This is a genomic window from Streptomyces sp. NPDC028289, from assembly GCF_055565975.1.
Genome location: NZ_JBVHTI010000006.1, coordinates 133839 through 160397 on the forward strand (window position 1 = coordinate 133839; position 26559 = coordinate 160397).

At 72.1% G+C, this 26559-nt stretch carries 21 protein-coding genes; 11 read left to right on the forward strand and 10 right to left on the reverse strand.

Going from position 1 to position 26559, the window contains the following annotated elements; translation table 11 throughout:
* The first annotated feature begins 2 nt into the window (after positions 1-2).
* Positions 3-656, forward strand: coding sequence for a cyclase family protein (locus ACZ4UV_RS29875; RefSeq protein WP_451022279.1), 654 nt, complete (start codon positions 3-5; stop codon positions 654-656).
* Positions 653-1048, forward strand: coding sequence for a YybH family protein (locus tag ACZ4UV_RS29880; RefSeq protein WP_467842018.1), 396 nt, complete (start codon positions 653-655; stop codon positions 1046-1048). The genes ACZ4UV_RS29875 and ACZ4UV_RS29880 overlap by 4 nt, the downstream gene beginning before the upstream one ends.
* A gap of 130 nt (positions 1049-1178) precedes the next feature.
* On the opposite strand, the gene ACZ4UV_RS29885 is transcribed toward ACZ4UV_RS29880, so the two are convergent.
* On the reverse strand, positions 1179-3563 hold the full coding sequence (locus ACZ4UV_RS29885; protein ID WP_467842021.1) for a SpoIIE family protein phosphatase: 2385 nt from the start codon (positions 3561-3563) through the stop codon (positions 1179-1181).
* Positions 3564-3835: 272 nt separating this feature from the next.
* Here ACZ4UV_RS29885 and ACZ4UV_RS29890 point away from each other — a divergent pair, with 272 nt between their 5' ends.
* From ACZ4UV_RS29890 to ACZ4UV_RS29905, 4 genes are all read left to right on the forward strand, one after another.
* Complete coding sequence (locus ACZ4UV_RS29890) at positions 3836-6937, forward strand: glycoside hydrolase family 2 TIM barrel-domain containing protein (protein WP_451022255.1); 3102 nt, start codon at positions 3836-3838, stop codon at positions 6935-6937.
* A 123-nt stretch (positions 6938-7060) separates the two neighbouring features.
* Complete coding sequence (locus ACZ4UV_RS29895; RefSeq protein ID WP_351486516.1) at positions 7061-7303, forward strand: hypothetical protein; 243 nt, start codon at positions 7061-7063, stop codon at positions 7301-7303.
* A 3-nt stretch (positions 7304-7306) separates the two neighbouring features.
* Complete coding sequence (locus ACZ4UV_RS29900) at positions 7307-7684, forward strand: toxin Doc (protein WP_351486514.1); 378 nt, start codon at positions 7307-7309, stop codon at positions 7682-7684.
* Positions 7685-8161: 477 nt separating this feature from the next.
* Positions 8162-9799 carry an RICIN domain-containing protein gene (locus ACZ4UV_RS29905; RefSeq protein WP_451022254.1) on the forward strand — a complete coding sequence of 546 codons (1638 nt, stop codon included), beginning with the start codon at positions 8162-8164 and terminating at the stop codon, positions 9797-9799.
* A gap of 120 nt (positions 9800-9919) precedes the next feature.
* Here ACZ4UV_RS29905 and ACZ4UV_RS29910 read toward each other — a convergent pair whose 3' ends face one another.
* Complete coding sequence (locus ACZ4UV_RS29910; protein WP_351501985.1) at positions 9920-10450, reverse strand: hypothetical protein; 531 nt, start codon at positions 10448-10450, stop codon at positions 9920-9922.
* A 323-nt stretch (positions 10451-10773) separates the two neighbouring features.
* On the opposite strand from ACZ4UV_RS29910, the gene ACZ4UV_RS29915 reads away from it, so the two are divergent.
* Complete coding sequence (locus ACZ4UV_RS29915) at positions 10774-11196, forward strand: subtilase-type protease inhibitor (protein WP_390036137.1); 423 nt, start codon at positions 10774-10776, stop codon at positions 11194-11196.
* Positions 11197-11330: 134 nt separating this feature from the next.
* Here the strand turns inward: ACZ4UV_RS29915 and ACZ4UV_RS29920 are convergent, their stop codons facing one another.
* Together ACZ4UV_RS29920 and ACZ4UV_RS29925 are read right to left on the reverse strand one after the other, a co-directional pair.
* Positions 11331-11714, reverse strand: coding sequence for an STAS domain-containing protein (locus tag ACZ4UV_RS29920; protein WP_467842026.1), 384 nt, complete (start codon positions 11712-11714; stop codon positions 11331-11333).
* Positions 11715-11999: 285 nt separating this feature from the next.
* Entirely contained in the window at positions 12000-13502 is a 1503-nt protein-coding gene (locus tag ACZ4UV_RS29925) for an MFS transporter (RefSeq protein WP_451021550.1), read from the reverse strand.
* Between the two features lie 196 nt (positions 13503-13698).
* Here ACZ4UV_RS29925 and ACZ4UV_RS29930 point away from each other — a divergent pair, with 196 nt between their 5' ends.
* Positions 13699-14037: an ArsR/SmtB family transcription factor gene (locus tag ACZ4UV_RS29930; protein WP_451021549.1), complete on the forward strand. Its 339-nt coding sequence runs from the start codon at positions 13699-13701 to the stop codon at positions 14035-14037.
* 44 nt (positions 14038-14081) lie between these two features.
* Complete coding sequence (locus ACZ4UV_RS29935) at positions 14082-14606, forward strand: SRPBCC family protein (protein ID WP_467842031.1); 525 nt, start codon at positions 14082-14084, stop codon at positions 14604-14606.
* Between the two features lie 4 nt (positions 14607-14610).
* Here ACZ4UV_RS29935 and ACZ4UV_RS29940 read toward each other — a convergent pair whose 3' ends face one another.
* The 5 genes from ACZ4UV_RS29940 to ACZ4UV_RS29960 all read right to left on the reverse strand — a co-directional run bounded on the left by ACZ4UV_RS29940 (position 14611) and on the right by ACZ4UV_RS29960 (position 21721).
* The gene (locus ACZ4UV_RS29940; protein ID WP_467842034.1) at positions 14611-17427 is read right to left on the reverse strand and encodes an NHLP bacteriocin export ABC transporter permease/ATPase subunit; all 2817 of its coding nucleotides are present in this window, start codon (positions 17425-17427) and stop codon (positions 14611-14613) included.
* A 1-nt stretch (position 17428) separates the two neighbouring features.
* Positions 17429-19651 (reverse strand): NHLP family bacteriocin export ABC transporter peptidase/permease/ATPase subunit, encoded by a 2223-nt coding sequence (locus ACZ4UV_RS29945; protein ID WP_451021546.1) that lies wholly within the window; start codon positions 19649-19651, stop codon positions 17429-17431.
* A complete protein-coding gene (locus ACZ4UV_RS29950; RefSeq protein ID WP_390036123.1) occupies positions 19648-20454 on the reverse strand; it encodes an HlyD family efflux transporter periplasmic adaptor subunit in 807 nt (268 codons plus the stop codon). Before ACZ4UV_RS29950 ends, ACZ4UV_RS29945 begins: the two co-directional genes overlap by 4 nt.
* Positions 20455-20579: 125 nt before the next feature.
* A complete protein-coding gene (locus ACZ4UV_RS29955; protein ID WP_293991413.1) occupies positions 20580-20795 on the reverse strand; it encodes a type A2 lantipeptide in 216 nt (71 codons plus the stop codon).
* A gap of 512 nt (positions 20796-21307) precedes the next feature.
* Positions 21308-21721, reverse strand: a complete 414-nt coding sequence (locus ACZ4UV_RS29960) for a PaaI family thioesterase (RefSeq protein WP_451021545.1) — start codon at positions 21719-21721, stop codon at positions 21308-21310.
* 207 nt (positions 21722-21928) lie between these two features.
* Between ACZ4UV_RS29960 and ACZ4UV_RS29965 the strand changes: the two genes are divergently transcribed.
* Positions 21929-23335 carry a S1 family peptidase gene (locus ACZ4UV_RS29965; protein ID WP_451021544.1) on the forward strand — a complete coding sequence of 469 codons (1407 nt, stop codon included), beginning with the start codon at positions 21929-21931 and terminating at the stop codon, positions 23333-23335.
* A gap of 103 nt (positions 23336-23438) precedes the next feature.
* Here ACZ4UV_RS29965 and ACZ4UV_RS29970 read toward each other — a convergent pair whose 3' ends face one another.
* Positions 23439-25595 carry a PP2C family protein-serine/threonine phosphatase gene (locus ACZ4UV_RS29970; protein WP_467842886.1) on the reverse strand — a complete coding sequence of 719 codons (2157 nt, stop codon included), beginning with the start codon at positions 25593-25595 and terminating at the stop codon, positions 23439-23441.
* 318 nt (positions 25596-25913) lie between these two features.
* On the opposite strand from ACZ4UV_RS29970, the gene ACZ4UV_RS29975 reads away from it, so the two are divergent.
* The gene (locus ACZ4UV_RS29975; protein ID WP_451020042.1) at positions 25914-26522 is read left to right on the forward strand and encodes a LuxR C-terminal-related transcriptional regulator; all 609 of its coding nucleotides are present in this window, start codon (positions 25914-25916) and stop codon (positions 26520-26522) included.
* Positions 26523-26559 lie beyond the last annotated feature (37 nt).

The window sequence follows — 26559 nt, forward strand, 5'->3', positions numbered from 1 at the left end:
CGATGCGCCTGATCGACCTGTCCGTGCCGCTGCGCACCGGCATGCCGGTCTACCCCGGCGACCCGGAGGTGGAGATCCGGCCCGCGCTCACCGCGGCCCGGGACGGCGTCAACGTCCTTCAGGTGCACATGGGTTCGCAGTCCGGCACGCACGTGGACGCCCCCTCCCACATCGAGGACGGCCTGCCCGCGTTGAACCAGCTGCCGCTGGACCGGTTCGACGGTCCGGCCCACGTCGTCGACGCCCGAGGCCTTCCGCCCCGGGCGGCCATCGGGACCGACCTGCTCGCCGGTGTCCCGGCGGGCCGGATCGTGCTGATCGCCACCGGCTGGTCCGCGCACTGGGGCACCGACGCCTACCACGACCACCCCTACCTGACCGAGGAGGCGGCCACCCTCCTCGTCGCCCGCGGCGTGTACACCGTCGGCATCGACGCCCTCAGCGTCGACCCGACCCCCGGCGAGACCCTTCCCGCCCACCGCATCCTGTGCGGCGCCGACGCCGTCATCGCCGAGAACCTCACCAACCTCGCCGAGGTCCTCGACGCCCAGCACACCGGCCATGACGTCCACGTCAGCCTCTTCCCCCTGCACCTGCCCGGCGCCGACGGCGCACCCGTCCGCGCCGTGGCCCGGATCTCGGAGCCGAAACCTTGAGCAACGACCACGACACCGCCCTCGCCGCGGCGGACGCCCTGATCGCGGCGTTCGCCGAGGGCCGTACCGACGACTACTTCGACGCCTTCGCGGCCGACGCCACGTTCGTCTTCCACACCACCGGCCGGCGGCTGGACTCCACCCAGGAGTACCGCGAGCTGTGGCAGCGATGGAGCGAGGAGGACGGCTTCCGCGTCCTCGCCTGCGACTCGGACGACCGCCGCCTCCAGTTCTTCGGCGACACGGCCGTGTTCACCCACGCGGTGACCACCCGCGTCTCCACCACCGCCGGAGAGGAGGTCCTGCACGAACGCGAGACCATCGTCCTCCACCGCACCGCCGGCGACGCCTGGCAAGCGGTCCACGAGCACCTTTCCGCCGTGACCGGATGAAGTCTGCGGTTCTGCAGCGCGCCCCCTAAGGGGCGCTGGGGTCCCTCTGGCCGAAGGCTGGGGGAGGAACTGCGCGACCAGCCACCACGGCGCCGCAGACGACCACGACACGGCACCCCCAGCGGAGCGCTCAGCCGAACTCGTCCTCGAAGAGGGAAAGCTCCGCCCAGATCGTCTTGCCCTCCGCCGTGTGCCTGGTGCCCCACCGCTGCGTCAGCTGGGCCACCAGCAGCAGGCCCCGGCCGCCCTCGTCCCAGGTCTTGGCCCGGCGCAGGTGCGGAGCCGTGTGGCTGGTGTCGGAGACCTCGCAGATCAGGGTGGTCGTGTCGTGGATCAGCCGGAGCCCGATGGGGTGGGCGCCGTAGCGGATGGCGTTGGTGACCAGCTCGCTGACCACCAGCTCCGTCGTGAAGGCGGCCATGCTCAGGTCCCACACGTCGAGCTGCTCCACGACCTGCTTGCGGATCGGCGCGACCAGCGCCGGGTCGGCGGGGATGTCCCAGGACGCAACCCGGGTCGGCGGCAGGCCCTGGGTGCGGGCCAGCAGCAGCGCCACGTCGTCGGCCGCGCCGCCGGACGGCAGCAGGGCGTGCAGGATCCGGTCGCAGGTCTCGTCCAGCGAGTCGCTGTCCGCCGCCAGCGCCTCGTGGAGGAGCCGGCGGCCGGTGTCCGGGTCCCGGTGCCGTGAGGTGATCAGGCCGTCCGTGAACATCGCCAGGACCGTGCCCTCGGGCAGCGTCACCTCGGCCGACTCGAACGGCAGCCCGCCCAGGCCCAGCGGGGGACCGGCGGGCAGGTCCAGCAGGTAGGGGTGGCGGCCGGGGCGCAGCAGGACGGGCGGCGGGTGCCCGGCGCGGGCCAGCGTGCAGCGCCGGGACACCGGGTCGTAGACGGCGTACAGGCAGGTCGCGCCGACCTCGCCGGGGCTGCCCTCGCCGCCCTGCTCCTCCGAGAGCCGGAGCACCAGGTCGTCGAGGTGGGTGAGCAACTCGTCCGGGGCCAGGTCGATGTCGGCCAGGGTGCGCACGGCGGTCCGCAGCCGGCCCATGGTCGCCGAGGCCTGCACGCCGTGGCCGACGACGTCCCCGACGACCATGGCGACCCGCAGCCCGGACAGCGGGATCACGTCGAACCAGTCGCCGCCCACCCCGGCCCGCGCCGCCGGCAGGTAGCGGGAGGCGGCCTGCAGGGCCGCGGTGCGCGGCAGTGTCCGGGGCAGCAGACTGCGCTGCAGGGCCAGGGCGGTCTCGCGCTCCCGCGAGTACCGGCGGGCGTTGTCGATGCAGACGGCGGCCCGGGCCGTGATCTCCTCGGCGAGCAGCACGTCGTCCGGGCTGAACGGGTCGAGCCGCCGGTGCCGCCGGAACACCGCGACCCCCAGGGTGGTGCCGCGGGCCTGGATCGGCACCGACATCGAGGAGTGCACGCCGAACTCGCGCACCCGCTCTCCGCGGCGCTTGTTCCAGGACAGCCACTGGTCCAGCTCGCCGGAGGTCACCGAGGCCACGATCGTGTGCCCCGCGGTCAGCGAGTCCGCCTGCGGTGAGGAGGCCGGGTAGACCTCGCTCTGCCCGGGCTTGAGGACCGCCTCGGGGACGCCGGGGAGCACGGACTGGTGTGCGATGCGGCGCAGGGTGACCGGCGCGCTCAGCCGGGCCGGGAGGTCGCCGCCGTGGTCCGGCGGGTCCAGCAGGTCGACGGTGACGAGGTCGGCGAGTGCCGGGACGCAGACGTCCGCCAGCTCCTGGGCCGTCCGGACGACGTCGAGGGTGCTGCCGATCTGCACGCTCGCCGCGTTGACCAGCTGGAGCCGCTCCCTGGCCAGGTAGTTCTCGGTGAAGTCGTGGGCGGCCAGGCTCACGCCCCACACCCGCCCGGCGGCGTCGGTGACCGGCGCCATCCGGGCCAGCCACGCGTGCGCCCGGTCCTCGCCGCCGGTCCGCATGAACGTCTGCACGTCCAGCGGCCGGCCCGAGGCCAGCACCCGGAGCATGTTCCGCTCCAGGTCCCCGCTCTCCGGCTTGCCGCCGATCTCGGTGACCCTGAGCCCCTGGACCCGCTCCTCGGCAAGCCCGATGACGTGGGCCATCGCCTCGTTCATCCGGCGCAGCCTGAGCTGGTCGTCGTAGACCGCGATGGCGCACGGCGACTGCGTCAGCGCGGCCGTCGCCAGCGGATCGTCCGGGGTGCGCGGTCCGCCGCCGTCGAGCGGGGAGACCACCAGCCAGTGGCCGGGCCGCTGGTCGTGGGCCGGGGTGTGGTGGGCGAGCAGCCAGACCGGGATCGTACGGCCGTCCCGGTGGCGGAGCCCGAGGGTGCCGTCCCAGCGGACGCCGACGGGCGCGCGCGGTGTCACCTCCCCGGCGAGCAGCAGCGCCGCCGGCCGGCCCACGACCTCGTCGGCCGGGTGGCCGAGGAGCCGGCGCGCGCCCTCGCTCCACTCGGTCAGTGTGCCGTCCTCGCCGATGACGGCCCGGGCCGTCGCCGCATCGTCGAAGGGATAGACCCGGCTCATCTCGCCACTCCCAAGCGCACACTCACCGTCAACAGGTGCACCACTCGTGTTCAGGGTAGTGCTTCGGACCCTCCCGCGACCGGCAAGCGGCGGCGGCCGGTCGGTCGGGACCGGGCCCTGTCCGGGGTGCCGAACGAGGGCCGGTCGACAGGGCGAAAGGGGTGGGTGGAGGCTTCCGGACCCTTGACGGACACAAGTGCCACCCCGTCAGAATCTGTTTGTTCGCGATCAGTTGTGAGTAGTTCTGGGCCCTGATGAGGGAGAGCCGCACCATGACGGTCACACGCAGATCGGTCCTGGCAGCCGCCACGGCAGCCCCGACGGCCGGCGCCCTGCTGGGCGCCCCGGGCGCCTGGGCGGCCCCGGACGCGGGTACGTCGTCGCAGGTCACCGGCCGCCGCACGGTCGCCCTGCGGGACGGCTGGCGGTTCGCGCTGGTCAACCCGGGCGGGATCACCGACCCGACCGGCGCCTACGCGGACGCCGCCGACCCCGGGTTCGACGACTCGGCCTGGCGGCAGGTCGCCGTACCGCACGACTGGAGCATCGAGCAGACCCCCACCACCGACCACGGCACCACCAGCGGCACCGGCTTCTTCCCGGGCGGCCTCGGCTGGTACCGGCTCGCCTTCACCCTGCCGCCCGGCTACGCCGGCAAGCGGATCTCGGTGGAGTTCGACGGCGTCTACATGGACTCGTACGTCTACTGCAACGGCACCCAGGTCGGCCGCCACCCCTACGGCTACACCGGCTTCGCCTTCGACCTCACCGACCTCCTGCACACCGACGGCAGTACCGTGAACGTCCTCGCGGTCAAGGTGCAGAACCAGCTGCCCAGCAGCCGCTGGTACTCGGGCAGCGGCATCTACCGTGAGGCCCGCCTGGTGGTGACCGACCCCGTGCACGTGGCGCGCTGGGGAACGTACGTCACCACTCCGGACGTCAGCGCCGGGCGGGCCGTGGTGCGGGTGCGCACGGCCGTCGTCGACGAGTTGGGCGCGGGCGCGGACGTGACGGTCCTCTCCCGGATCGCCGGCCCCGACGGCCGCACGGTGGCCCGCACCTCCTCCACCGTCACCGTCACCGGTTCCGGCGGGACCACGACGACCCACGAACTGACCGTCGAGAGACCGAAGTTGTGGGACGTCGACGCCCCGCACCGGTACACCCTGCACACCGAACTGCGGGTCGGCGGCACCACCACCGACACCTACCGCACGGTCTTCGGCATCCGCAGCTACCGCTTCGACCCCGACGAGGGCTTCTCCCTCAACGGCGTCCCCACCAAGATCAGGGGCGTCGACCTCCACCACGACCAGGGCGCCCTCGGCGCGGCGATCAGCGCCGACGCGGTGCGCAGACAGATGACCATCATGAAGTCGATGGGCGTCAACGCCTTCCGCACCTCGCACAACCCGCCCTCGCCGCAGATGATCGAGGTCTGCGAGGAACTGGGCATCGTGATGATGGTGGAGGCCTTCGACTGCTGGAAGACCGGCAAGACCAAGTACGACTACGGCCGGTTCTTCGACGAGTGGTGCGAGGCCGACGCCACCGAGATGGTCCTCGCCGCCCGCAACTCGCCCGCCGTCGTCCTGTGGTCCATCGGCAACGAGATCCCCGACTCCACCTCGACGGCCGGTCTTGCCATGGCCGACCGGATCATCGCCGCCGTCAAGGCCGCCGATGACACCCGCCCGGTCGTCATCGGTTCGAACAAGTACCACGGCGTACCGGCCAAGGGTTCCGCCGCCGACCTCATGCTCGCCAGACTCGACGGACTGGGCCTGAACTACAACACGGCCAAGTCGGTGGACGCCCTGCACGCCGTCTACCCGCACCTCTTCCTCTTCGAGTCGGAGTCCTCCTCGGAGACCTCGACCCGCGGCACGTACCAGGAGCCGGAACACCTCAACACCGGGGAGAACCACACCCCCGGCCGCCGCGAGACCTCGTCCTACGACAACAACCTCGCCTCCTGGACGATGAGCGGCGAGTACGGCCACAAGAAGGACCGGGACCGGAAGTGGTTCGCCGGCCAGTTCCTGTGGTCGGGCATCGACTACATCGGTGAGCCGACGCCGTACGACGTGTTCCCGGTGAAGTCGTCCTTCTTCGGCGCGGTCGACACGGCCGGCTTCCCGAAGGACATGTACCACCTCTTCCGTAGCCAGTGGACCGGCGAGCCGATGGTGCACCTGCTGCCGATGAGCTGGAACCACGAGGAGGGGGAGACGGTCGAGGTGTGGGCGTACGCCAACGTGCCCTCCGTCGAACTGTTCCTCAACGGAACGTCCCTGGGGGTACGGGAGTTCGACACCAAGCAGACCACCGACGGCCGCACCTACCTGGAGACCACCGAGGCCACCGGCGACGACAAGACCTTCACCACCGGCCCCTACCCGGGCAGTTACACCAGCCCCAACGGCAGCGCGGGCAAACTGCACCTGACCTGGGAAGTGCCCTACCGGCCGGGCGAGTTGAAGGCGGTGGCCCGGCGCGACGGCAGGGTGGTCGCGACGGACGTCCTGCGCACCGCCGGCGCCGCGCACGCCGTCCGTCTCACCCCCGACCGCACCTCCCTGGCTGCCGACGGGCGTTCACTGGTCTTCGTCACCGCCGAGATCGTCGACGCGCACGGCGTGGTGGTGCCCGACGCCGAGCACCTCATCTCCTTCACCGTGACCGGCGGTTCGCTCGCCGGGCTCGACAACGGCCGTGAGGAGAGCGCCGAGCGCTACCAGGCAAGCACCCGGACCGCCTTCCACGGCAAGGCGCTCGCCGTCGTGCGCTCCGGTACGAAGCCCGGGGGACTCAAGGTGACCGCCCGGGTGGACGGCCTGCGCAAGGACACCGTCACCGTGCCCACCACCCCCGCCCGCACCGTGGCGAGCACCCCCGCCCCCGACTTCGGCCCGGACCACCCGTCCCCGCCGGACCTCCCCCACGCGGACGCCAGTTACTCCGGCCGTCCGGACACCCTCCCGGCGGCCATGCTCGACGGCGACCCGGCCACCGGCTGGTCCAACGCCTTCGCCAAGTCGGCCACCGCCCTGCTGCCCGCGTTCGGCGGCGCCCGGACCGCGGACTGGGTGTCGGTCGACCACGGGCGCACCCGTACCTACGACCGGGTGGACGTCTCCTTCACCGTGGACGCCACCCACGCCCTCCCCGCCTCGGTCGAGGTGGCCGTCTGGGACGGCACCGCGTACCGGGCGGTCGAGGACACGGCGGTGGCCTGGGCGACCGCCTCGGACGCCCCGACCGTCATCACGTTCACCGCGGTGCGCGGCTCCCGGATCCGGCTCACCCTGACCAGCGCCCACCCGGGACAGACCTCGGGCGCGGTAAGGATCAGCCGCCTCGACACCTGAGGCGGCCGAGGCGGCGGGCGGTCCTGGCGGGCCGCCCGCAAGGGGCCCCCGCAGGTACCGTGGTGAGTCGGTCTTGACCTGCGGGTATTTACGGTGGAGTACCCTCGCGGTACCGTGAAGGGCATGCCAGCTCTCAACGTGGAGTTCAGCGACCGCGAACTTGAGGACCTCAGGCAGATAGCCAAGGAGCGCGGTACGTCGATGAAGGCCCTCGTCCGTGAGGCGGCCGCCGCCGACATCGCCCGGCACCGGGCCCTGCAGGAGGGGGCGGAGGAGTTCCGCCGTTTCTTCGCGGCCCACGCCGCCGAGTTCGCCGCCGCGTTCCCGGACGACGAACAGCCGCCCGCGAAGGGCGAGGCCGCCTGACCCATGCCGCCGGTCATCCACATCGACGTGCCCTGGCTGCTCCAGCGCCATGAGGAAGTCATGCCGGAGCAGCCCACCATCAACGACTTCTCCGCGCTGGTCGCCGCCGTCGCCCGGCACCGGGTCGACCCGCCGCGGCTCGGGGTGGACTCCGACGCTGCCTGGCGGGCCGCGGCCCTGCTGCACACCCTCGCCCTGCTGAAGCCGCTGCCCTCGGCCAACGCCAGGTTCGCCTGCGCGACCGCCGTGGCCTACATGTACGTCAGCGATGTCGGCATCGACCCGCCCTACGGCGCCCTCGTCGACCTCGCCCGCGACCTGATGAACGGCAAGGCCGACGTCTACGCCGCGGCGGACCGGCTCCGTTCCTGGCAGCTCTGACACCTGCCCGGACGTCCAGGGAGAGCTGCCCCCGCGGTCCTCGGGGCCGCCGGCCGAGGGCGGGAGGAACGGGGCCGGCGGCCTGTTTCGCGCGGAAGAGCCGCCGTTCCACGCGGGGCCTCGTGAGGAGGGCCGGTCATCAGTGGACCACCCGTGCGGGCGGGCCGGGAGCGTGCGCGCGGGACCGGTGCGTGCGCACGGTTCACACGGGGCGCGCGGAATGGTGAATGCGGCCATGAAGGGGCAATAGCCACCGGCGCCTTTCTGACTTCCTGTCAATGCTGTCGATGTTGTACGGGCGCCTTGTTGCTTGTGTGAGACTTGTGCGAGGGTGAATACCCGCGCGGGGTAATGGCCTGGTCCAATTCGGCAGTTGAGGAACGCGACCGACACCGTACCGACACCGTGGCGGCGAATTCCCGCTCCCCGCAGGCGCACCGAAGAGGTACGCACCACCGCACCAAAGGAATCCGCTCCGTGCCCACCCCCCACCCGCCTCGCCCTTCCTACCCGCCGCCGGGCGGTGGTGCGGGGGAGTCCGACGAGTCCCTCGCCGCCCCGCTGCGAGCCGGATCGGACATCGAGGCCTCCCGGTCCGCCGCGCTGCTCATGGCCCGGCACTGGCGGCCCGTCCAGGAATACGCGGTCATCTGCCTGGCCGCCTCCGGGCCCGTCGCGCACATGGTCGCGGCGGCCGCCTTCCACCAGGTCCTCGACCGGGTGGCCCTCGGCGAGACGGCCGACGCGATCCGGCCGCGCCTGCTGGTCTCCGTCCGCGACACGGTCGCCAACTGGGCCGTGGAGGACCGAATAGCGGAGGTTCTACCGGACCTCGGGAAACCGGCCGGCGGTCGCGGTATGCGCGCCACGAAGTCCATGACCCCGGAAAACCGCACCCTCGCGGAGCGTTCATTCCTGGGCCTTCCGGCGCTCGCCCAGAGCCTGCTCTGGCATGCCGAGGTGGAGGCCGAACCGATAACCGTACCGGCCGGTCTGTTGGGCATGGACACGGCAACCGCATCGGCGGCTCTCGAAGACGCCCGGGAGAAATTCCGCGAGGGCTGTGTCCGCGCCCACCGGGAACTCGCGCCGTCGCAGGAGTGCCGCTACTACAACCGGCTCCTGGACGTGCCGATCCGGCGCGGGGGTGCCCTGCTGCCGGACGTCCAGGAGCATCTGGCGCAGTGCCCCTACTGCAGGGCCGCCGCCGAACAACTCGGCCATGTCGAGGGCGGACTGGGCGTGCTGCTGGTGGAAGCGGTGCTCGGCTGGGGAGCCCGCCGCTACCTCGACTCGCGCCCGGGACGCAAGGGCGACGAGGAGGCTCCCCGGACCCGCGCCGCCGCCCGGCGCGCCGGCGGGGGCGGGCGACGGCGTGCGGCTGCCCGGACCCGGATCCTCGCCCGCATCCCCGTGCAGGTGCGCCGCCCGCCCGGCTCCTGGTCGTCGAAGACGCTGCTGACCAGTGTCGGCGTGGCCGGCGCGGGACTGCTCGCCTCCGTCCTCGCCGTCAGCACGCTGTCCGGCGGCGGTGACGGCAAGGACGCCGTCGCCACCTCGGGCCTGGTCCCCGGCGACTCCGAGGCCGAGACCACGCCCTCGCCCACCTCCGGCACGGCCGGGCTGCCGTCCGCCGACCACACGACGCGGCTGCGCAATGCCGCCGCCCAGCTCTGCCTGGACATCGACGGCGAGCCGAAGGCCGGGGCGAGTGTCGTGCTCGCCGTGTGCTCCACGGCCTCGACCCAGCAGTGGACGTACGAGAGTGACGGCGAGCTGCGCAGCGCGGCGGGGCCGGACCTGTGCCTGGACTCGCACGCGGACGCCGGGGTGGTCATCCTCGGCACCTGTGCGGCGGAGGACGCCGGGCGCGGCAAGGACGTGCGCTACGACCTCACGGTCCAGGGCGAGTTGCTGCCCAGCTGGGACGAGACCCTCGCCCTCGCGACGGGCGGGGTGGACTCCGGCTCCGACATCGTGGTCAAGGTCCGCGACCACACCAGCGGCCAGCACTGGCTGACCGACGCCCCGCTGCCGTCCCGGAGCCGCGGCTCGCTCTCCATCGCCGGGACCGGGGGGCCGTCGGCACAGCCGGCCGAACTGGCCGGCCACTAGGCGCTCCGCTGGAATGGCCGCGATGCGCCGTGGGTCGTCCGCGGCGCCGTCGTGGCTGGTCGCGCAGTTCCTCCCCCAGCCTTCGGCCGGGGGTACCCCCAGCGTCCCTTCGGGGCGCGTTCAGTTCTGGTCGGCGTCCGGGCCCTGGGCCCGGACCTTCTCGACGTGCTCCAGCGATTCGCGCAGTTCCGTCAGCCAGTCGTCGGTGTGTCGCTGGACCAGCCGTACGCACCAGGCCAGCGCCTCGCTGCGGCTGCGTGCCACGCCGCCGGCGATCAGGGTGTCCAGCACCTCGCGCTCGGGCTGGCGCAGCCGGGTCATCACCGGCGCGGCGACATGCGTGAACAGCGCCCGCTGCCCGGCGCACTCCACGCCCCAGGAGACCTTGCGCCGGAACTGGTGCTCCGCCTCCCTGGCCACGGCCATCCGGCTCTCCCGGGTGCGCTCCCGGAACTCCTGGATCCGGCCCTGTACGGCCGCCTCCCGTTCGGCGTCCGACGCGCCGTCCGCCAGGGCGGGGCCGGGGATGCGCCCGATGACGGTGACCTCCTCGCGGTCGACCGTCACCTCGACCAGTTCCTCGAAGAGGTCGTCGGGCAGGCGGCCGGTGAACCAGCCGCGGAGCTTGTCGCGTTGCTCTTGAGTAATCATGTAATGACGATTACTCCGTTGCAGCACGAAGGCAAGGGCTTGCCCGGAAGTCCGCCGACAGCGGAAGCGGAATGTTTCAGGACGATTAACGAGGCGATGGGATCAGGCCATTTGGCCGCTTCGAGCGATCAAGAACCGCTCCGTTGAGCGGTCGATGCGTTCGAATTCCGTGACTTCACGCCACTGATTCAATACGCAAGGTTACCGAAACCTGTGGGTTCGATGTGTGTTTCGGCGGCGGACTCGGCAGAGTGGCGCCCGCCGCCCCGGCACCCACCGGGCCGGGGGCGGCACCCGTCGAATCGAGCGGAAGGATGCACACAATGCGAACCACCGCGCGCTGGGCAGCGACCCTCGGCCTTACGGCCGCCGCCGTCTGCGGACCCCTGACGGGGGCCGCCGTCGCCGCCCCGAGCTCGCTCTACGCCCCGTCGGCCCTGGTGCTCACCACCGGCCACGGCACTGACGCGGCCACCGCCACGCCCGAGCGCGCCGTCACCCTGAACTGCGCCCCGAGCGCTTCCGGGACCCACCCGGCGGCCGCCGATGCCTGCGCCGAACTGCGCGGCGCCGGCGGTGACCTGGACGCCCTCGTGCCCAAAGCCGACGTGTGGTGCACCAAGCTCTACGACCCCGTCGTGGTCACGGTGGAAGGCGTCTGGCAGGGCAAGCGCGTCTCTTACGAGCACACCTTCGGCAACCAGTGCATGAGGGATGCCTACGGGGCGCACGTCTTCGCCTTCTGAGCCCGGGATCGCACGGTCCTCGTGACTGCCGGACAGGTCCGCAACTGGGGAGTGCGGCCCCTGGAGCGGGGAACCTGCGATCCCGCACCGGGGGGCGGACGGGTGGTGTGGGGCTGCCCGTCCGACCCCCGGCATCACCGCCGCTCTTCGGCGTTCCCGTCCCGGGGAACGCCGGGGAGCGGCGGAAAACGCCCCAGGAGTCCCGAGGCCCGTAACAGCCGTGGAATCCGGGGCCCTTCGCACACCAGCCGCAGCCGGCCGCCCCGCTCCCTGGCCCGCGCCTCGGCCCGGCACAGCACTCGCAGCCCCGAACAGTCGAGAAAGTCCAGCCGCCGCAGATCGACGAGCACATCGGGCCCGGCTCCGGCGGTCGCCGCGAGCAGGTGCTCGGCGAGCAGCTCCTCGGTGGCGATGTCGACCTCGCCGTAGACCTCGACGACGAGGTACGGCCCGCTGCGACGGGTGCGCGCACAGGAGTTGGCGGCGGGCAGCCCGAGGCCGTCGGCTTCCGGCGTCATCTCAGAGCCCCCCTCGCCGGGGCGGACATGGGCCGAGTTGTTACCCGCTGGGAGCGCCTGGCATCCCTGATGGCGGCGGCGCAAGATCAGATCCACTCAACCGGGTGAATTTCTCTGAAGTGGCTTGACTGGACGCGCCCCATAGGGCGCTGGGGGTACCCTCGGCCGAAGGCTGGGGGAGGAACTGCGCGACCAGCCACAACGCACCCGCGGGCGACCATGGCGAGGGGCCACCGTCTCCCTGCTGACGGCGGCCCCTGAGTCCCTGTTGCGGCTCTGCGGACGTTACATGTGCACAACCGGCGCCGCGTCCGGGTCCTGCTGCGGCACCCCCTTGCGGAACAGCAGGAAGGCGATGACCGCGCCGGCCGCGAACATCCCGGCCGACCACCAGAACGCGGTCGTGTAGCTCTCGATCGTGGCCTGCGCCTGCACCAGCTTGCTGGTCGCGTCCTTCCCGGCCAGGTAGTCCGTCGCCGCGCTCGCCGCGAGCGTGTTGAGCAGCGCCGTACCGATCGAACCGCCCACCTGCTGCATGGCGTTGACCGTCGCCGACGCGACACCCGCCTCGTCGGCCGTCACCCCGCCCGTGCCCAGCTGCATGGCCGCCGGCATGACCAGGCCGAGGCCGAGGCCGGTGATGATCAGCTGCGGGAGCACCGCGCTGACGTAGCTGGAGCCGACGCCGATCCCGGTCAGCCAGGCCATGCCGGCCGCGGAGACCGCGAAGCCCAGCGGGATCACCACCTTCGGGCCGAGCCGCGGAACCAGGGCCTGGGTACCGATCTGCGCCGTCACCATCAGGCCGCCGATCATCGGCAGGAACGCCACGCCGGTCTTCGTCGGGCTGAAGCCGAGGTTCAGCTGCAGGTAGTAGGTGAGGAAGAGGAACACGCCGAACATGCCGCCGGCGGAGATCAGCACGGTGAGGAGCGAGGCCGCCCGGTTGCGGTCCATCAGGATGCCCAGCGGCAGCAGCGGGTGCTCGGCCTTGGTCTGCCACCAGGCGAAGGCCGCGAGGAGCACGACGCCGGCGATCAGGAAGCCCCAGGTCAGCGGCGAGCCCCAGTCGTGGGTCTCGGCGTTGGAGAAGCCGTAGACCAGCGAGAACAGGCCGGCCGCGACCAGGACCGTGCCCAGCACGTCCAGCTTGGAGTTGCCGGCGTCCCGGTGGTTGTGCAGCAGGGCCATGCCGCCCGCGAAGGCGACGAAGGCGATCACGACGTTCACGTACAGGGTCGAGCGCCAGTCGAACGTGTCGGTGAGGACACCGCCGAGCAGCAGGCCCACCGCGCCGCCGGCACCGGCGATGGCACCGTAGACACTGAACGCCCGGGCCCGCTCACGGGCGTCGGTGAACGTGGTGTTGAGCAGCGAGAGCGCGGTCGGGGCGAGCAGTGCGCCGAAGGCACCCTGCAGGGCGCGCGCGGTGACCAGCATCCCGAAGCCGTTCGCGGCACCGCCCAGCGCCGACACGGCGGCGAAGCCGACGACGCCTATGAGGAAGGCGGTCTTGCGGCCGAACAGGTCGGCGATCCGGCCGCCGAGCAGCAGCAGGGACGCGAAGCTGAGGGCGTACGCGGTGACGATCCACTGCCGGTTGCCGTCGGAGAACCCGAGGTCGGCCTGGGCGGAGGGGAGGGCGATGTTCACGATGGTGGCGTCGAGCACCACCATCAACTGGGCGACGGCGATGACCGCGAGGATCCACCACCGCTTGGAGGAGGCGGCCGGCGGCGCCTCCTCGGTACCGACGCTGACGTCGTCGGTCAGGGTCTTCTCAGACATGCGGGAACCACTCCAGGGAAGTCGTTCGGGATTTACCAAGAATCCGCTTCACTGCCACGGCACCTACAGCTCCGCGAACGAAACGGTTTCGTACACATCGAGCCTAGACCACTTTCAGCGAAACGGCAACGTTTCGCTGGGGCGGGCCCTCGTCCATTCCTTGACGGGAATATAACCATGCAGGCATATTGAAACCATGTCCGCAGACACCCTCTGGACCGCCCTGGCCGACCCTCACCGACGCGCCATGGTCGGCCTCCTCCTGACCCGCCCACGCCCCGTCGGCGAGATCGTGGAGGCATGCGGCCTCAGCCAGCCGAGCACCTCCAAGCACCTCAAGGTGCTGCGGGAGGCAGGCCTGGTCCGGGTACGGCAGGACGCGCAGCGCCGCGTCTACGCCCTCGACCCGGCCCCGATCGCCGAGCTCGACGCCTGGCTGGCTCCGTACCGCCGGTTGTGGAACCGCAGCCTGGACCAGCTGGGCCGCCGCCTGGACGAGACGGCGGACGACCCAAAACCGGCGGACGACCCATAACCGGCGGACGACCCGGAACCCCCCTCCCCGAAGGACTGATCCCGATGCCCGCCGAACTCACCGGCACCTACGTCACCCTCGACGACGGCCGCCCCGCGGTCCGCTTCAGCCGCGTCTACGGCCACCCCGTCGACCGCGTCTGGCACTTCGTCACCGACCCCGACGAACTCGCCGGGTGGTTCCCCTCCCGCGCCGAGTTCGACCTGCGCCCCGGCGGAGCCGTCACGTTCACCGGCGACCCGAACATGCCCGAGTCGCAAGGCACCGTGCTCGCCGTCGACCCGCCCCGGAACCTGACCTTCGCCTGGGGCGGCGACGAGATCCGCTTCGACCTGGAGGACGCCGGGCCCGACCGGACCCGCTTCACCCTCACCCACGTCCTGGGCGAGGAGAACACCGCCGCCCGCAACAGCGCCGGCTGGGAGGTCTGCCTCGCCGCCCTCGACGCCAAGGCCGGCGGCGAGCGTTTCCAGGGCCCGCACGCCGGTGTCACCGCGCCCTGGAAGGAGTACTACCAGGGCTATCTCGACGCCGGCCTGCCCTCCGGCGCCCCCGTCCCCGGGGCCTGACCCGTCAGGCGAGCTGCCGCCGCACCAGCTCGTGCAGCCGCCCACCCGTGTCGGCGAGCAACTGGGCCGGCGGGCCCTGCTGGGCGACCTTGCCGTCCTCCATCACGATCACCCGGTCGGCGTCCAGAACCGTGGACAGCCGGTGGGCGATGACGATCCGGGTGGCGTTCAGCGCGCGGGTGCTCTCGATGACCGTGCGCTGGGTGTCGTTGTCCAGGGCGCTGGTCGCCTCGTCGAAGAACAGGATGCGGGGCCGCCGGATCAGCGCCTGGGCGATCATCAGCCGCTGCCGCTGGCCGCCCGAGATCGCGCCGCTCCCGGCGACGATCGTGTGCAGCCCCATCGGCATCCGCTTGATGTCCTCCGCGAGCCCCGCCATCTCGGCCGCCGCCATCGCCTCCTCGGGGGTGTACGGCTCGGTGCCGCAGATGACGTCCAGGATCGAGCCGCTGAACGGCTGGGCGTGCTGGAGCACCACCCCGCACTGGCGGCGGACCGCCGACTGGTCGAGGGCGCCCAGGTCCTGTCCGTCGTACAGCACGCTTCCCGAGACCGGCTTGTCGAAGCCGATGAGCAGCCGCAGCAGCGTCGACTTTCCGCAGCCGCTGGGGCCGACGACCGCCACGAACTCGCCCGGGCGGATGGCGAAGGAGACGTCGTCCAGGACCAGGGGACCGTCGTCCGTGTACCGGAAGGAGAGGCGGCGGGCCTCGACGGCGCCGGACAGCGGGCCCGGGCGGGTGCTGGCGGTGCGGACCTCGGGGGCGGCCTCCAGGACCGGCTTGATCTCCTCGAAGAGGGGGAGCGCGGCCACCGCCGACACGAAGGAACCGGTCAGCTGGGTGACCGAGGTGAGCAGCATCGTCACCGACGTGTTGAAGGTGAGGAAGGCCGCCGCGTCCATCGCCCCGCGCGCCGGGCCCGCGAGGAGCATGAACATCAGCAGGGTGCAGACCGGGAGGTAGACCGAGCCCAGCACCGTGGTGAGGTTCTTGATCCGGCCCACTTTCTGCTGGAGCTCCCGGCTGCGCGCGAACTCGCCCGCCCAGGCCGCGTACGCGTAGTTCTCGGCCGCCGCCACCCGCAGCTTCGGCAGGCCCCGCAGCGTCTGGAAGGCCTGGTTGTTCAGCTTGTTGCCGAGCACCACGAGCCGGCGCTGCCAGCGCACCTGCCACAGTCCGAGCCCGAGGAACAGCGCGGCGATGACGACCAGCATGGCAAGGGCCGCCAGCGCCATCGGCACGCTGTACCAGAACAGCAGACCCAGGTTCATCACCCCGACGGTCACCGACTGGGCGACCACCGGACCGACGCCCGCCAGCAGCCGGCGCATCGCGCTCACACCCATCGCCGCGCTGGCCAGCTCCCCGGTCGAGCGCTGGGTGAAGAACTTGGTCGGCAGCCGCAGCAGGCGGTCCCAGACGGCCGGTTGGAGGGTCGCCTCGATACGGCCCTCCAGGCGGAGGATGGTGAGGTTCTCCAGGAGCGTGAACGCGGCGGACACCACGGCGCTGACGATCACCGCCAGGCAGACCTGCACGATCAGGTTCGTCTGGGCCTTGGGAACGTAGTCGCCGAGCACCTTTCCGGTGGCGATCGGCACCAGGGCGCCGATGGCCACCGTGACCAGACCGGCGAGGAGCAGGCTGCCGAGGTCGCCGCGGGTGCCGTGCAGGCTGAAGCGGAGCAGGCCGAGCGGGCTGAGCGCCTTGTCGGGCAGCGGCCGGTAGAACATCACCGCGCGCGGCTCGAACTCCGCCGCGTTCGCCTTTTCGATCGGGGTCTCGCGGCCGGTCGCCGGATGGACGGCCACATAGCCGCCCCGCCGCCACAGCAGCGCGACCGGCGCGCCGGACAGGGCGCGGTGTCCGACCAGCGGGCCGACGTTGTCGTGCCACCAGCGGCCGTCCAGACGTACCGCCCGGGTACGGACCCGGGAGGCGAGGGCCACCCGTTCGACGGGGTCGATGCGGTCGCTCTCGGTGCCGCTCTGCGCGGGCTCCGCGAGGGTGATGCCCGCGGCCTCGGCGACCAGTCTGCAGGCCGCGTAGGAGGCGTCGGCGTCGGCGGCCGTGGTGCGCTTGGCCGCCTTGCCGATGGAGGCGAGGAGGGTGTGGTCGGCCTGGGCGCGGACCGCCTCACCGGCCTTGATACCGGCCGCCGTACGCGTCTCGTGGGTGCGCTCCAGCTGCTCGATCCACCGGTCGAGGGTGGTCAGCAGCCGGTACTGCTGGTCGACCATGCTCTGCCACAGTGCAGGGTCCGTCAGCAGGTCGGCGGCCGCCTCCGCACCGTACAGCGAGCCGTACTGCACGCTGCCCGGCGGCACCTGCATCCAGAAGACGTCGTCGTCGGTGGGGGCCGCGGCGCGCTCGCTGGCGGTCATCGGGGCCTGGAAGAGGATGGACAGGCCGCGGCCGACGCCGAGCGCGAGGGCGTACTCCAGGGGGCTGGTGGCCGGCGGGACGTACTGGGGGTTGCCGTACTCGTCGTAGGACCAGGTCTGGGTGTCGGAGGGCTGGTACAGCTCGCGCAGGCCGATGCGGTGCACGACGCAGTCGCGCAACGGGCGGGCCACCAGGGTGTGCTGGGGCCCCGCGACCGGGCCGAGCAGGAGCGAGCCCGCCTCCAGGCGGCCCAGGTGGTGCCAGTGGCCCTGCTGTCCGGCGTCCACCGCGAACAGGTCCAGGGCGCCGGACGCCACCAGCCACAGCACCTGCGGGCCTTCGAGGTCGAGGCGGTTGAAGCCGGCGCAGTCGATCCGGGCGCCCAGTGATCCGAACGCGCCGAGCACGAGGTCGCCTTGGTCCACGGTCGTCATCTCATCGCTCCCTGACCAGCGCGGCGTACGCCCCGCCGTGTGCCACCAGCTCGTCGTGCCGCCCGCGCTCCACGACCGTGCCGTGCTGGAGCACGACGATCTCGTCGCTGTCGCGGACCGTGCTCAGCCGGTGCGCGATGACGACACAGGCACAGCCGCGGCGGCGCAGGTTGTCCATGACGATCAGCTCGGTCTCGGCGTCCAGGGCGCTGGTCACCTCGTCGAGGACGAGGATGCTCGGCCGGCGCACCAACGCCCGGGCGATCTCCAGACGTTGGCGCTGGCCGCCGGAGAAGTTGCGGCCGTCCTGCTCGACCCTGCTGTGGATGCCACCGGGCCGGCGCGTCACCACGTCGTACAGCGCCGCGTCCCGCAGCGCCTCCTCCACGGCCTCGTCCGGGATCGACGGGTCCCACAGCGCCACGTTGTCGCGCACCGAGCCCTCGAAGAGGAAGACGTCCTGGTCGACGAAGGAGACGGAGGCGGCCAGGGCACCGCGCGGGATGTCCTCCAGGCGCTGCCCGTCGATGCGGATCACGCCTTCCCAGGGGGCGTACAGGCCCGAGATCAGCCGGGAGACGGTGGACTTGCCGCTGCCCGAGCCGCCCACCAGGGCCACCTGGCGGCCAGGGCCGACGGTCAGGTCGAAGCCGGTGAGCAGGGGCTTGTCCAGCGGGCTGTAGCCGAAGCTGATGTTCTCCAGCTCGACATGGCCCTGCAGCCGCCGGGTGGAGTCGGCGGCGCCGGGGCGGGCGTACACCGGGTCCGCCTGGAAGTTCTCCACGTCCTTGAGGCGGGCCACGTCGGCCGCGAAGTCCTGGATGCGGCCCGCCACGCCGTTGAGCCGGGTCAGCGGGGCGGTGAACCGGGTGACCAGGGACTGGAAGGCGACAAGGAGGCCGACCGAGATACCCCCTTCGACCGCCCGCATGCCGCCGATCCACAGGATCAGCGCGCTGTTGACGGTGGCGAGCGTCGGGGCCACCACCCCGAGCCAGGCGCTCGGCACCCCGAGCCGCTGCTGCTCCTCCAGCGTGCTCGCGTGCTGCCCGGCCCACCTGCGGAAGTAGCCGTCCTCGCCGCCGGTCGCCTTCATCGTCTCGATCAGCTGGAGGCCGGTGTACGAGGTGTTGGTGAGCCGGGCGGTGTCCGCGCGCAGCTTCGCGGTCCGGGTCGCGCGCAGCCGCACGACGAGCCGCATCGCCACGATGTTCAGCAGGGCCACGCCGATGCCGAGGAAGGTGAGCTGGACGTCGTAGGTGTAGAGGAGCACGGCGTAGAGGACCACGACCACGGCGTCCACGCCGGCCGCCGCCAGGTCGCGGGCCAGCGTCTCGGCGACCTGGTCGTTGGACTGGAGCCGCTGCACCAGGTCGGCCGGGCTGCGCTGGGCGAAGAAGGTCACCGGGAGGCGCAGCAGGTGGCGCAGGAAGCGGGCGCTGGTCAGCGTGGAGGAGACGATCCTCCCGTGCAGCAGGTTCGCCTGTTGCAGCCAGGTCAGGACCAGGGTGAGCAGGACGCAGGTGCCCATCGCGGCGAACAGCACGGTGAGCAGCGAGGTCTGGCCGCCGATGAGGAACAGGTCGATGTACTGGCGGCTGAGCGCGGGCACCGCCGCGCCCACGACCACCAGGAGCAGGCTGGCCAGGACCGCGGCCGGCATGGTGCCGGCGGTGCCGCGCAGCCGGGCCGGCAGCGCGCCGAGGACGCCGGGACGCCGGCCGCCCTTCTCGAAGCCGTCGCCCGGCTCCACCACCAGCACGACACCGGTGAAGCTGCCGTCGAACTCCTCCATGGGCACGAACCGGCGGCCCTTGGCGGGGTCGTTGATGTAGACGCCCCGGCGGCCGAAGCGGCGGCCCATGCCGTCGTAGACGACGTAGTGGTTGAACTCCCAGAACAGGATCGCCGGCCCCTGCACGTCGGCGAGGGCGGCCAGGTCCATCTGCATGCCCTTGGCGGTGAGGCCGTAACTGCGGGCCGCCTTCAGCAGGTTGCTGGCGCGCGAACCGTCGCGGGAGACACCGCAGGCGATGCGCAGTTCCTCCAGCGGGACGTGCCGGCCGTAGTGGCCGAGGACCATGGAGAGGGAGGCGGCGCCGCACTCGACGGCCTCCATCTGGAGCACGGTGGGCGTGCGGACCGTCCGGCCGCGGCCCTTGGGAACCGGGCGCTTGGGCGGCGCGGCGCGCCGGCGGCCGCGGGTCTCCTGGGCGGTGGTCACGGGAGCAGCCAATCGACGGGATGCTGGTCGGCCAGCCGGATCGAGCCCGAGGCCAGGGTCATGGAGTCGAGCCGGAACGGCGGCCCGTCGGCCGAGGACCACTTGTAGCCGCTCTTCGTCCTCCGGGACGGGTCCAGCCGGACCAGTACGGCCACCGGGCGGCCCTTCTTGGTGAACTGGTCGCCGAGCTGGCTGTCGCCGAGGAACGCCGCGATCGACTGCGCCGACTGGGCGGCGCGGTCCACCGACTTCACGTGGCCGCGCAGCACGCCGTACTCCTGTGTCGACACCGACGACACGGTCAGGTCGACCGGGGCGTTCGCGGGGATGGAGGAGGCGTTCTCGGCGGGGACGTAGACCGTGGCGTACAGCGGGTCCGAGGCGTGGGCGACCTTCTCCACGGCGGCGACGTTCGCACCGGTCTGGATGATCTGCCCGATGGTCGCGGCGAGCGCGCTGATCCGGCCCGCGGCGACCGTGCGCACGACCGAGTCGCCCTGGCTCGTGTGCACCTTCAGGACGGGGGAGTTCGCCGGCAGCCGCTCGCCCTGCTCGGCGAGGACCGCCGTGACCTGCCCGGCGACCGGGCTCTGCAGGATGTAACTGCCCTGCCCGTGGGTGAGGATGGCCTGCGCGCTCACCGTGGAGGCGACCGAACCGGTCACCGCCCACACCGAGGCCGCCGCCATCACGACGACCGAGACGGACAGCGCGAGCCAGCCCTGCGGGCGGGCGAAACGCACCGGGAGATCGAGCTCCTCCGGTGACTGGAGCTTGGCGAGGGCCTGTTGGCGGAACTGCACGGAACTTCCCTCACCTAGGGGAGAGGCACTGGTGAAGAGGGTGTTTCGGAACGGGGGTGTTTCGGGACACCCGAGAGCCCCGGGGCCGGGATCCGGCTCCGGGACTCAGCGGCAACGAGGTGCGATCAGAGACCGGCGACCAGGTTGGTGACCGGCTGCGTGTTCAGGCCGGTGACACCCTCGACGGTGCCGACGACCGTGTTGACCAGGCCGGAAACCGGGGCAACGCTGTCCACCAGGCCGGTGACGGTGCCGACGGCGTTCAGGGACAGGCCGCCGGAGACGTTGTCGAGCTCGGCGTCGGAGATCTCGACGGTCTCAACCTGGGGGGTGGAGTTCATGATGGAACTTCCCTTCATATGGATATTCACAAGGGGGAGAGCGGCCCCCCGACGCCCTTCAGGGACGAACACGGCCCTTGGGGGGACGAGCGGACGGCCGCGACCGCGAGCGCCGGGCGCCCGTTTCCGGAAGCCCTTCGCGGCTCCCGCGGTGCGATGGATCAAAGCACGCCCGCGGTCCGGGCTTCCAATCAACCAGGCTCCTCACCTGGGAACTTGAGCTCCACAAGGGCGCAACCGTGCAGGCTCGCGCACCGCTTGTCGGCGACTCCTTCACAAGGCGCACGACTTCGCCCCGGCCGCACGGCTTGCCCACCCGGCGGCGAATCCGGCACTCCGGGCCAAGGGCGCGGCAGGGGGCGTGCGGTTGTGCAGATCCGCCGCTTCCCGTGACCCGCTTGGGTGGTGGATGTGCAGATTCCCTGAAGCAAGGATTCCGGTCCGTGGTCGCAACAGAACGTTGGTGACCGGTTGCTGACGGTGTCGGTTCGTCGCTGCGGAAACGCGCGGGGTCAGCCCAGGAGCGCGTAGACCGTGCTGGCCCGGGCCGCGAGCGCCCCCGACCTCTGATCGCTCATCGTGATGTCGGCGAACGCCATCCGGCGGCCCAGTTTGGTCAGCACCGCTTCGATCAGGACATCCGAACCGGTCACCGCACGCTGGAACGAGGTCGACTGCTGCACCGTCGTCATCGGCACGAAGCCGCCCCGGGCCGCCGAGACCGCGATCACCGTCGCCGTGTCGGCCGCCGCCATCAGCGCCTGCCCCGACAGCCCGCCGCCCTCCCGGGACAACCGGTCCGACCAGGGCAGACGCAGCGTCGCCCGGTCCTCGCCCAGCGCCTCGACAGCCAGCCCGAGGTCGAGCACCCAGGGGGCGAAGTTGGCGGAGAGGATCTTGTCGGCTTCGGCGGTGGTGATCGTCATATGGGGGATTGTTCCCGGCCCGGCGGCCCGGTACGCGGACCTGGTTCACCACGGGCGCGCCATGGCCGATTCAGCACCGGGTCAAGGAAGTTGGGAAACGGAATTGAACGCACCACGTGACCCGCCCGTACCTATGGCCATCCAGGCGCCGCTCACGAACGACTGCCCCGCAACGGCAGACACTCCGTCCCTTGGAGGTCGAGAAGTTTGAGTCACAAGCGAATTCCGAAGCGCAAGGCCGCGATCGCGGTGGGCGGTGTCGCGGCGCTCGGAGCCGCGGCGTTCCTGCTGCCGATGGCCAACGCGTCCCAGGACAACGCCTCCGGCGCCACGGCCACCGCTCCCAAGACGCTCAAGTCGGCGTCCGACGCCTCCGACCTTGCCTCACAGCTCCAGGACCTGCTCGGCCAGGCCTTCGCCGGGTCCTACTACGACAGCGGCAAGCAGCAGCTCGTCGTCAACGTCATCAGCGGCGACAACAACATCGTCGTCCAGGCCGAGAAGGCCGGCGCGGTCGTCCGCCAGGTGCAGAACAGCAACTCCGAACTGGCGGCCGTCGCCCAGACCCTGAAGACCAAGGCGACCATCCCGGGCACCGCCTGGGCCGTCGACCCGAAGACCAACAAGGTCGTGGTCACGGCCGACTCCACCGTCACCGGGTCCAAGTGGGACACGCTGCAGTCGACGGTCCAGAGCCTCGGCTCGAACATGGCGACCCTCAAGAAGTCGTCGGGCACCTTCAAGACCCTCGTCTCCGGCGGCGACGCGATCTTCTCCCAGGTGCAGGACGGCACCGTCCGCTGCTCCCTCGGCTTCAACGTCACCGCCTCGGACGGCAGTCCCGCCTTCCTGACGGCCGGTCACTGCGGGGTCGCGGCCAAGGACTGGTCCGACTCCGAGACGGGCCAGCCCATCGCCACCGTGGACCAGGCCCAGTTCCCCGGCAACGGCGACTTCTCGCTCGTCAAGTACAACGACGCCACCACCCAGGCGCCGAGCGAGGTCAACATAGGCAACGGCCAGACCGTCGCCATCAACCAGGCCGTCGACGCCACCGTCGGCGAGACCGTGTTCCGGATGGGCTCCACCACCGGGCTGCACGACGGTCAGGTCACCGGCCTCGACGCCACCGTCAACTTCCAGAGCGAGACCGACCCCAACGGTGTCGACACCGTCACCGGTCTCATCCAGACCAACGTCTGCGCCGAGGCCGGCGACAGCGGCGGCTCGCTGTTCACCCAGGACGGCGGCGCGGTCGGCATGACCTCCGGCGGCAGCGGCGACTGCACCTCCGGCGGCGAGACGTTCTTCCAGCCGGTGACCGCCGCCCTCCAGGCGACGGGCGCGACCCTCGGCGACGGGGGCGCGGGCGCGGGTGCCGGCGACGCCAGTGCCACGGCCGACCCGTCCGCCACCGCCGGTGACCAGAACGGCGCCGGCGACCAGGCCGGCGGCGACCAGATCGGCGGCACCGCCGACCCGTCCGCGACGGCCGGCGACCAGAGCGGCACCGGCGACGCGACCGGTACCGGCGACCAGTCCGGCACGAGTGACGCGACGGGCACCGGCGACCAGTCCGGCACCGGCGCGGACAACACCTCGTCGTCCAACTGATCCGTTGCACTGACCCGTCGCACGGCCGGCCGGCGGTTCCCCGCCGACGGTGGACGATCCGGCCCTCCGGCGGGAGGGCCGGATCGTCCACCGTCGTCAGGTGTCAGCCGTCGGGCTCGGCCCGCAGCAACAGCACCGCGACATCGTCGACACGCTCCTGCGCCGCCGCACTGTGCCGCACGAGCGTGTCGGCGAGCTTGTCCAGGGGCTGGTCGCCGTTCTCAGAGAGCAGTTCCCCCAGGTCGACCAGGGCGTCCTCGATGTCCACGCCGGGGGATTCGACCAGCCCGTCGGTGTAGAGGGCGAGCACCGAGCCCGGCGCGAGCGACACCTCGGTCGTCGGGTACGTCGCCTCCGCGTCGATGCCCAGCAGCGGACCCCCGGCCAGGTCGAGGACCCGTACCCGCCCGTCCGGACGTCTCAGCAGGGGCGGCGGATGCCCCGCCCGGGCCATCACCGCGCGCCCGCGCTCCGGGTCCAGCCGCAGGTACAGACAGCTCGCGAACAGCTCGGCGCCGGAGTCGATCAGCAGCCGGTTGGTGCTGCGCATCACCTCCTCCGGCGCCTGCCCGACGCTCGTGAAGGCCCGTACGCCGGTACGGATCTGGCCCATCAGCCCGGCCGCCGTCACGTTGTGCCCCTGCACGTCCCCGATCACCGCCGCCGCCAGCGGGCGGGTGGGCACCAGGTCGTAGAAGTCGCCGCCGATCTCCATGCCGTGCATGGCCGGCAGATAGCGGGCGGCCGCCTCGATGCCGGCCGGCGGGGCCAGCGAGCGCGGCAGCAGGGCCGCCTGCAGACCGTGCGCCAGCTGGTTCTTCGCGTCGTAGAGCAGGGCCCGCTCCAACGCCTGCGCGATCATCCCGCCGAGGCTGGTGAGCACGGCACGCTCGTCGGCCGGGAAGGCGTGCGGCTCGGCGTAGGCGAGAACGCAGGTGCCCACCGGGCGGCCCGAAGCGATCAACGGCAGATACGCCCAGGCGGCGAACCCCTCCGGGGACTCCTCCAGGTCCGGATACAGCCGTTCCAGCTGCTGCCTCGACTCGAAGAACGCCGGCACGCCGCTGTTCAGGGCATGGGTGCCGGGCGTGCGTTCTGCCAGCGGGAGGCCGTCGAAGCGCTCCACGGTCCGCGGGTCCTCGTACCCGCGGTGCCCCAGCACGTGCAGCCGCCCGCCCCGCGGGCCGAGGACCACCACGGCCTGGCTGCCCACGGACGGGGCGACCTCGTCCGCCACCAGCTGCACCACGTCCTGCACCCCGACCGCCTCGGTCAGCGCCCCGGCCAGGCTCAGCACCTGCGAGATGGTGACCAGCCGGTGCGCGGGCGTAGCGTCCGCGCGCGGTGCCGCCCCCACCATCTCGGCGACCGCCCGCGCCCGGCTGATCCGGGTGGTCAGCCCGGTCGTGCTCGGATACATCCGGAACGACAGCCAGTCGCCCGGCGGCCGCAGCGCCACGAACGACGTCACATGCTGGCTGATCAGCGCCGCCCGGTAGCGGTCCTCGTACATCGGGTCGTTCAGCCACGGCACCGACACCCACGGCTGGGTGCCCAGCAGATCATCGACCGGCACACCGAGCAGTTCGGCCGCCGCCGCGTTGGCGAAGGCCACCCGCCCGTGCAGGTCGAGCGAGGCGAGTCCGTACGGCAGCCGCCCCACCATCCGCGCCGCCTCCACCGTGCCCAGCGTGCCCGCCACCCCCGACGGCGGTGCCGCCAGCAGATCCGGTTCGGCGCGCAGCGGACGGTTCTTCCGGGCGACCCGCTCCAGCCGTACCGCCAGCCGGTCGCACGCATAGGTCAGCGACTCCCGCTCCCGGTCGGACAGCACCGTCGGATGGGCGCCGGGCCAGGTCACGTACACCGCCCCGTACACGGTGTCCGGCGTCGCCACGGGCAGCGCGGCCAGCGCGAACGGGTACGGCAGCACCATCGCGATGCGCGGGTACCGACGGGCCATGTCCTCCTCGCCGCCCACCCACACCAGCCGCCGTTCGCGCGCCGCGTCCGCGACCGGGATCGGCGCGCTCAGCCCGACCCGCTCCCAGGGCGCCGCGAAGGCCCGGGGCAGCCCCGCCGTCACCGCCATCTCCAGAACCGGCTCGTCGGAGGCGAGCAGATAGACCGCGCCGGAGTGCGCCTGGACCTCCTCCATCATCGAGGCCAGCGCCAGCGACAACAGCGGCAGGCCGGACCGGGTGCCGTCGGGCGCCGGCACCTGGACGTCCGGCTCCGCCCCCGCCGGAGGCGCCCCCATCCCGTCGGACACGCCCGACCACCTCCTCGTCCGGCCGCGCGTCGCGTCCTCGGGATCAAGGCTCCCTCCTGGCGGCGACCGGCGCACGGCGAGAGCGGCGTGGACCCCCGCACCGGGGCGGCCCGGCATACCCCGTTCGCCCCCGCACATTCCCCCGCAGTCGAAGCGCGCGGCGGGGTACGAGCGCCGGGCGTGCGCCCCCGCGCACCCTGATGGCCGGATCTTCGCGCCCATGAAGGGTGGACGGCGCCAACAATGGGGCACGCGTTCCACACCTTGAACGGAAGAACCGACGTATGTCTGGCTGAGGGGGCGGCGGTGATCCGGGTACTTCTGGTGCACGACGTGTCTCTGGTGAGATCGGTCCTGGCGGAGTGGTTACGCCGGGAACCGGGTCTCCGCGTGGACGACACGCCGTGGCACAGCGCGCGGGGGCGGGTTCGGACGGTGCCGCCGGACGTGTGCGCGGCGGACCTCGACAGCTCCGGCACCCACGGCGTGCCGCCGCTGGCCGACCTGCGCCCGGCCGAGCCCGGTGCGCGCGCGCCGAGGCTGGTCGTACTTGCCGGTGCGAACCGGCCGGGGCTGCTGAAACGGGCGGCCGAGGCGGGGGCGCTCGGCTATGTCGACAAGGCGGGCGCGCCGGAACGGCTGGTGCAGGCGATCCGGCGCGCCGCCGAGGGGGAACGTTTCGTCGACGATTCACTGGGCTTCGGCTTCCTGCGGGCCGCGGAGATGCCGCTCACCAGACGTGAGCTGAGCGTGCTGGAGCTGGCGGCCGGCGGGGCCTCCATCGCGGAGATCGCCGGCAGCCTGCACCTGTCGCACGGGACCGTGCGCAACTACATGGCGGCGATCACCCGCAAGACCGGAGCCCGCAACCGCGTCGACGCGATCCGGATCTCGCAGGGCGAGGGATGGCTGTGACGGCACCGGCCGGTCCCGTCGGGCGCGGACGGTGGCG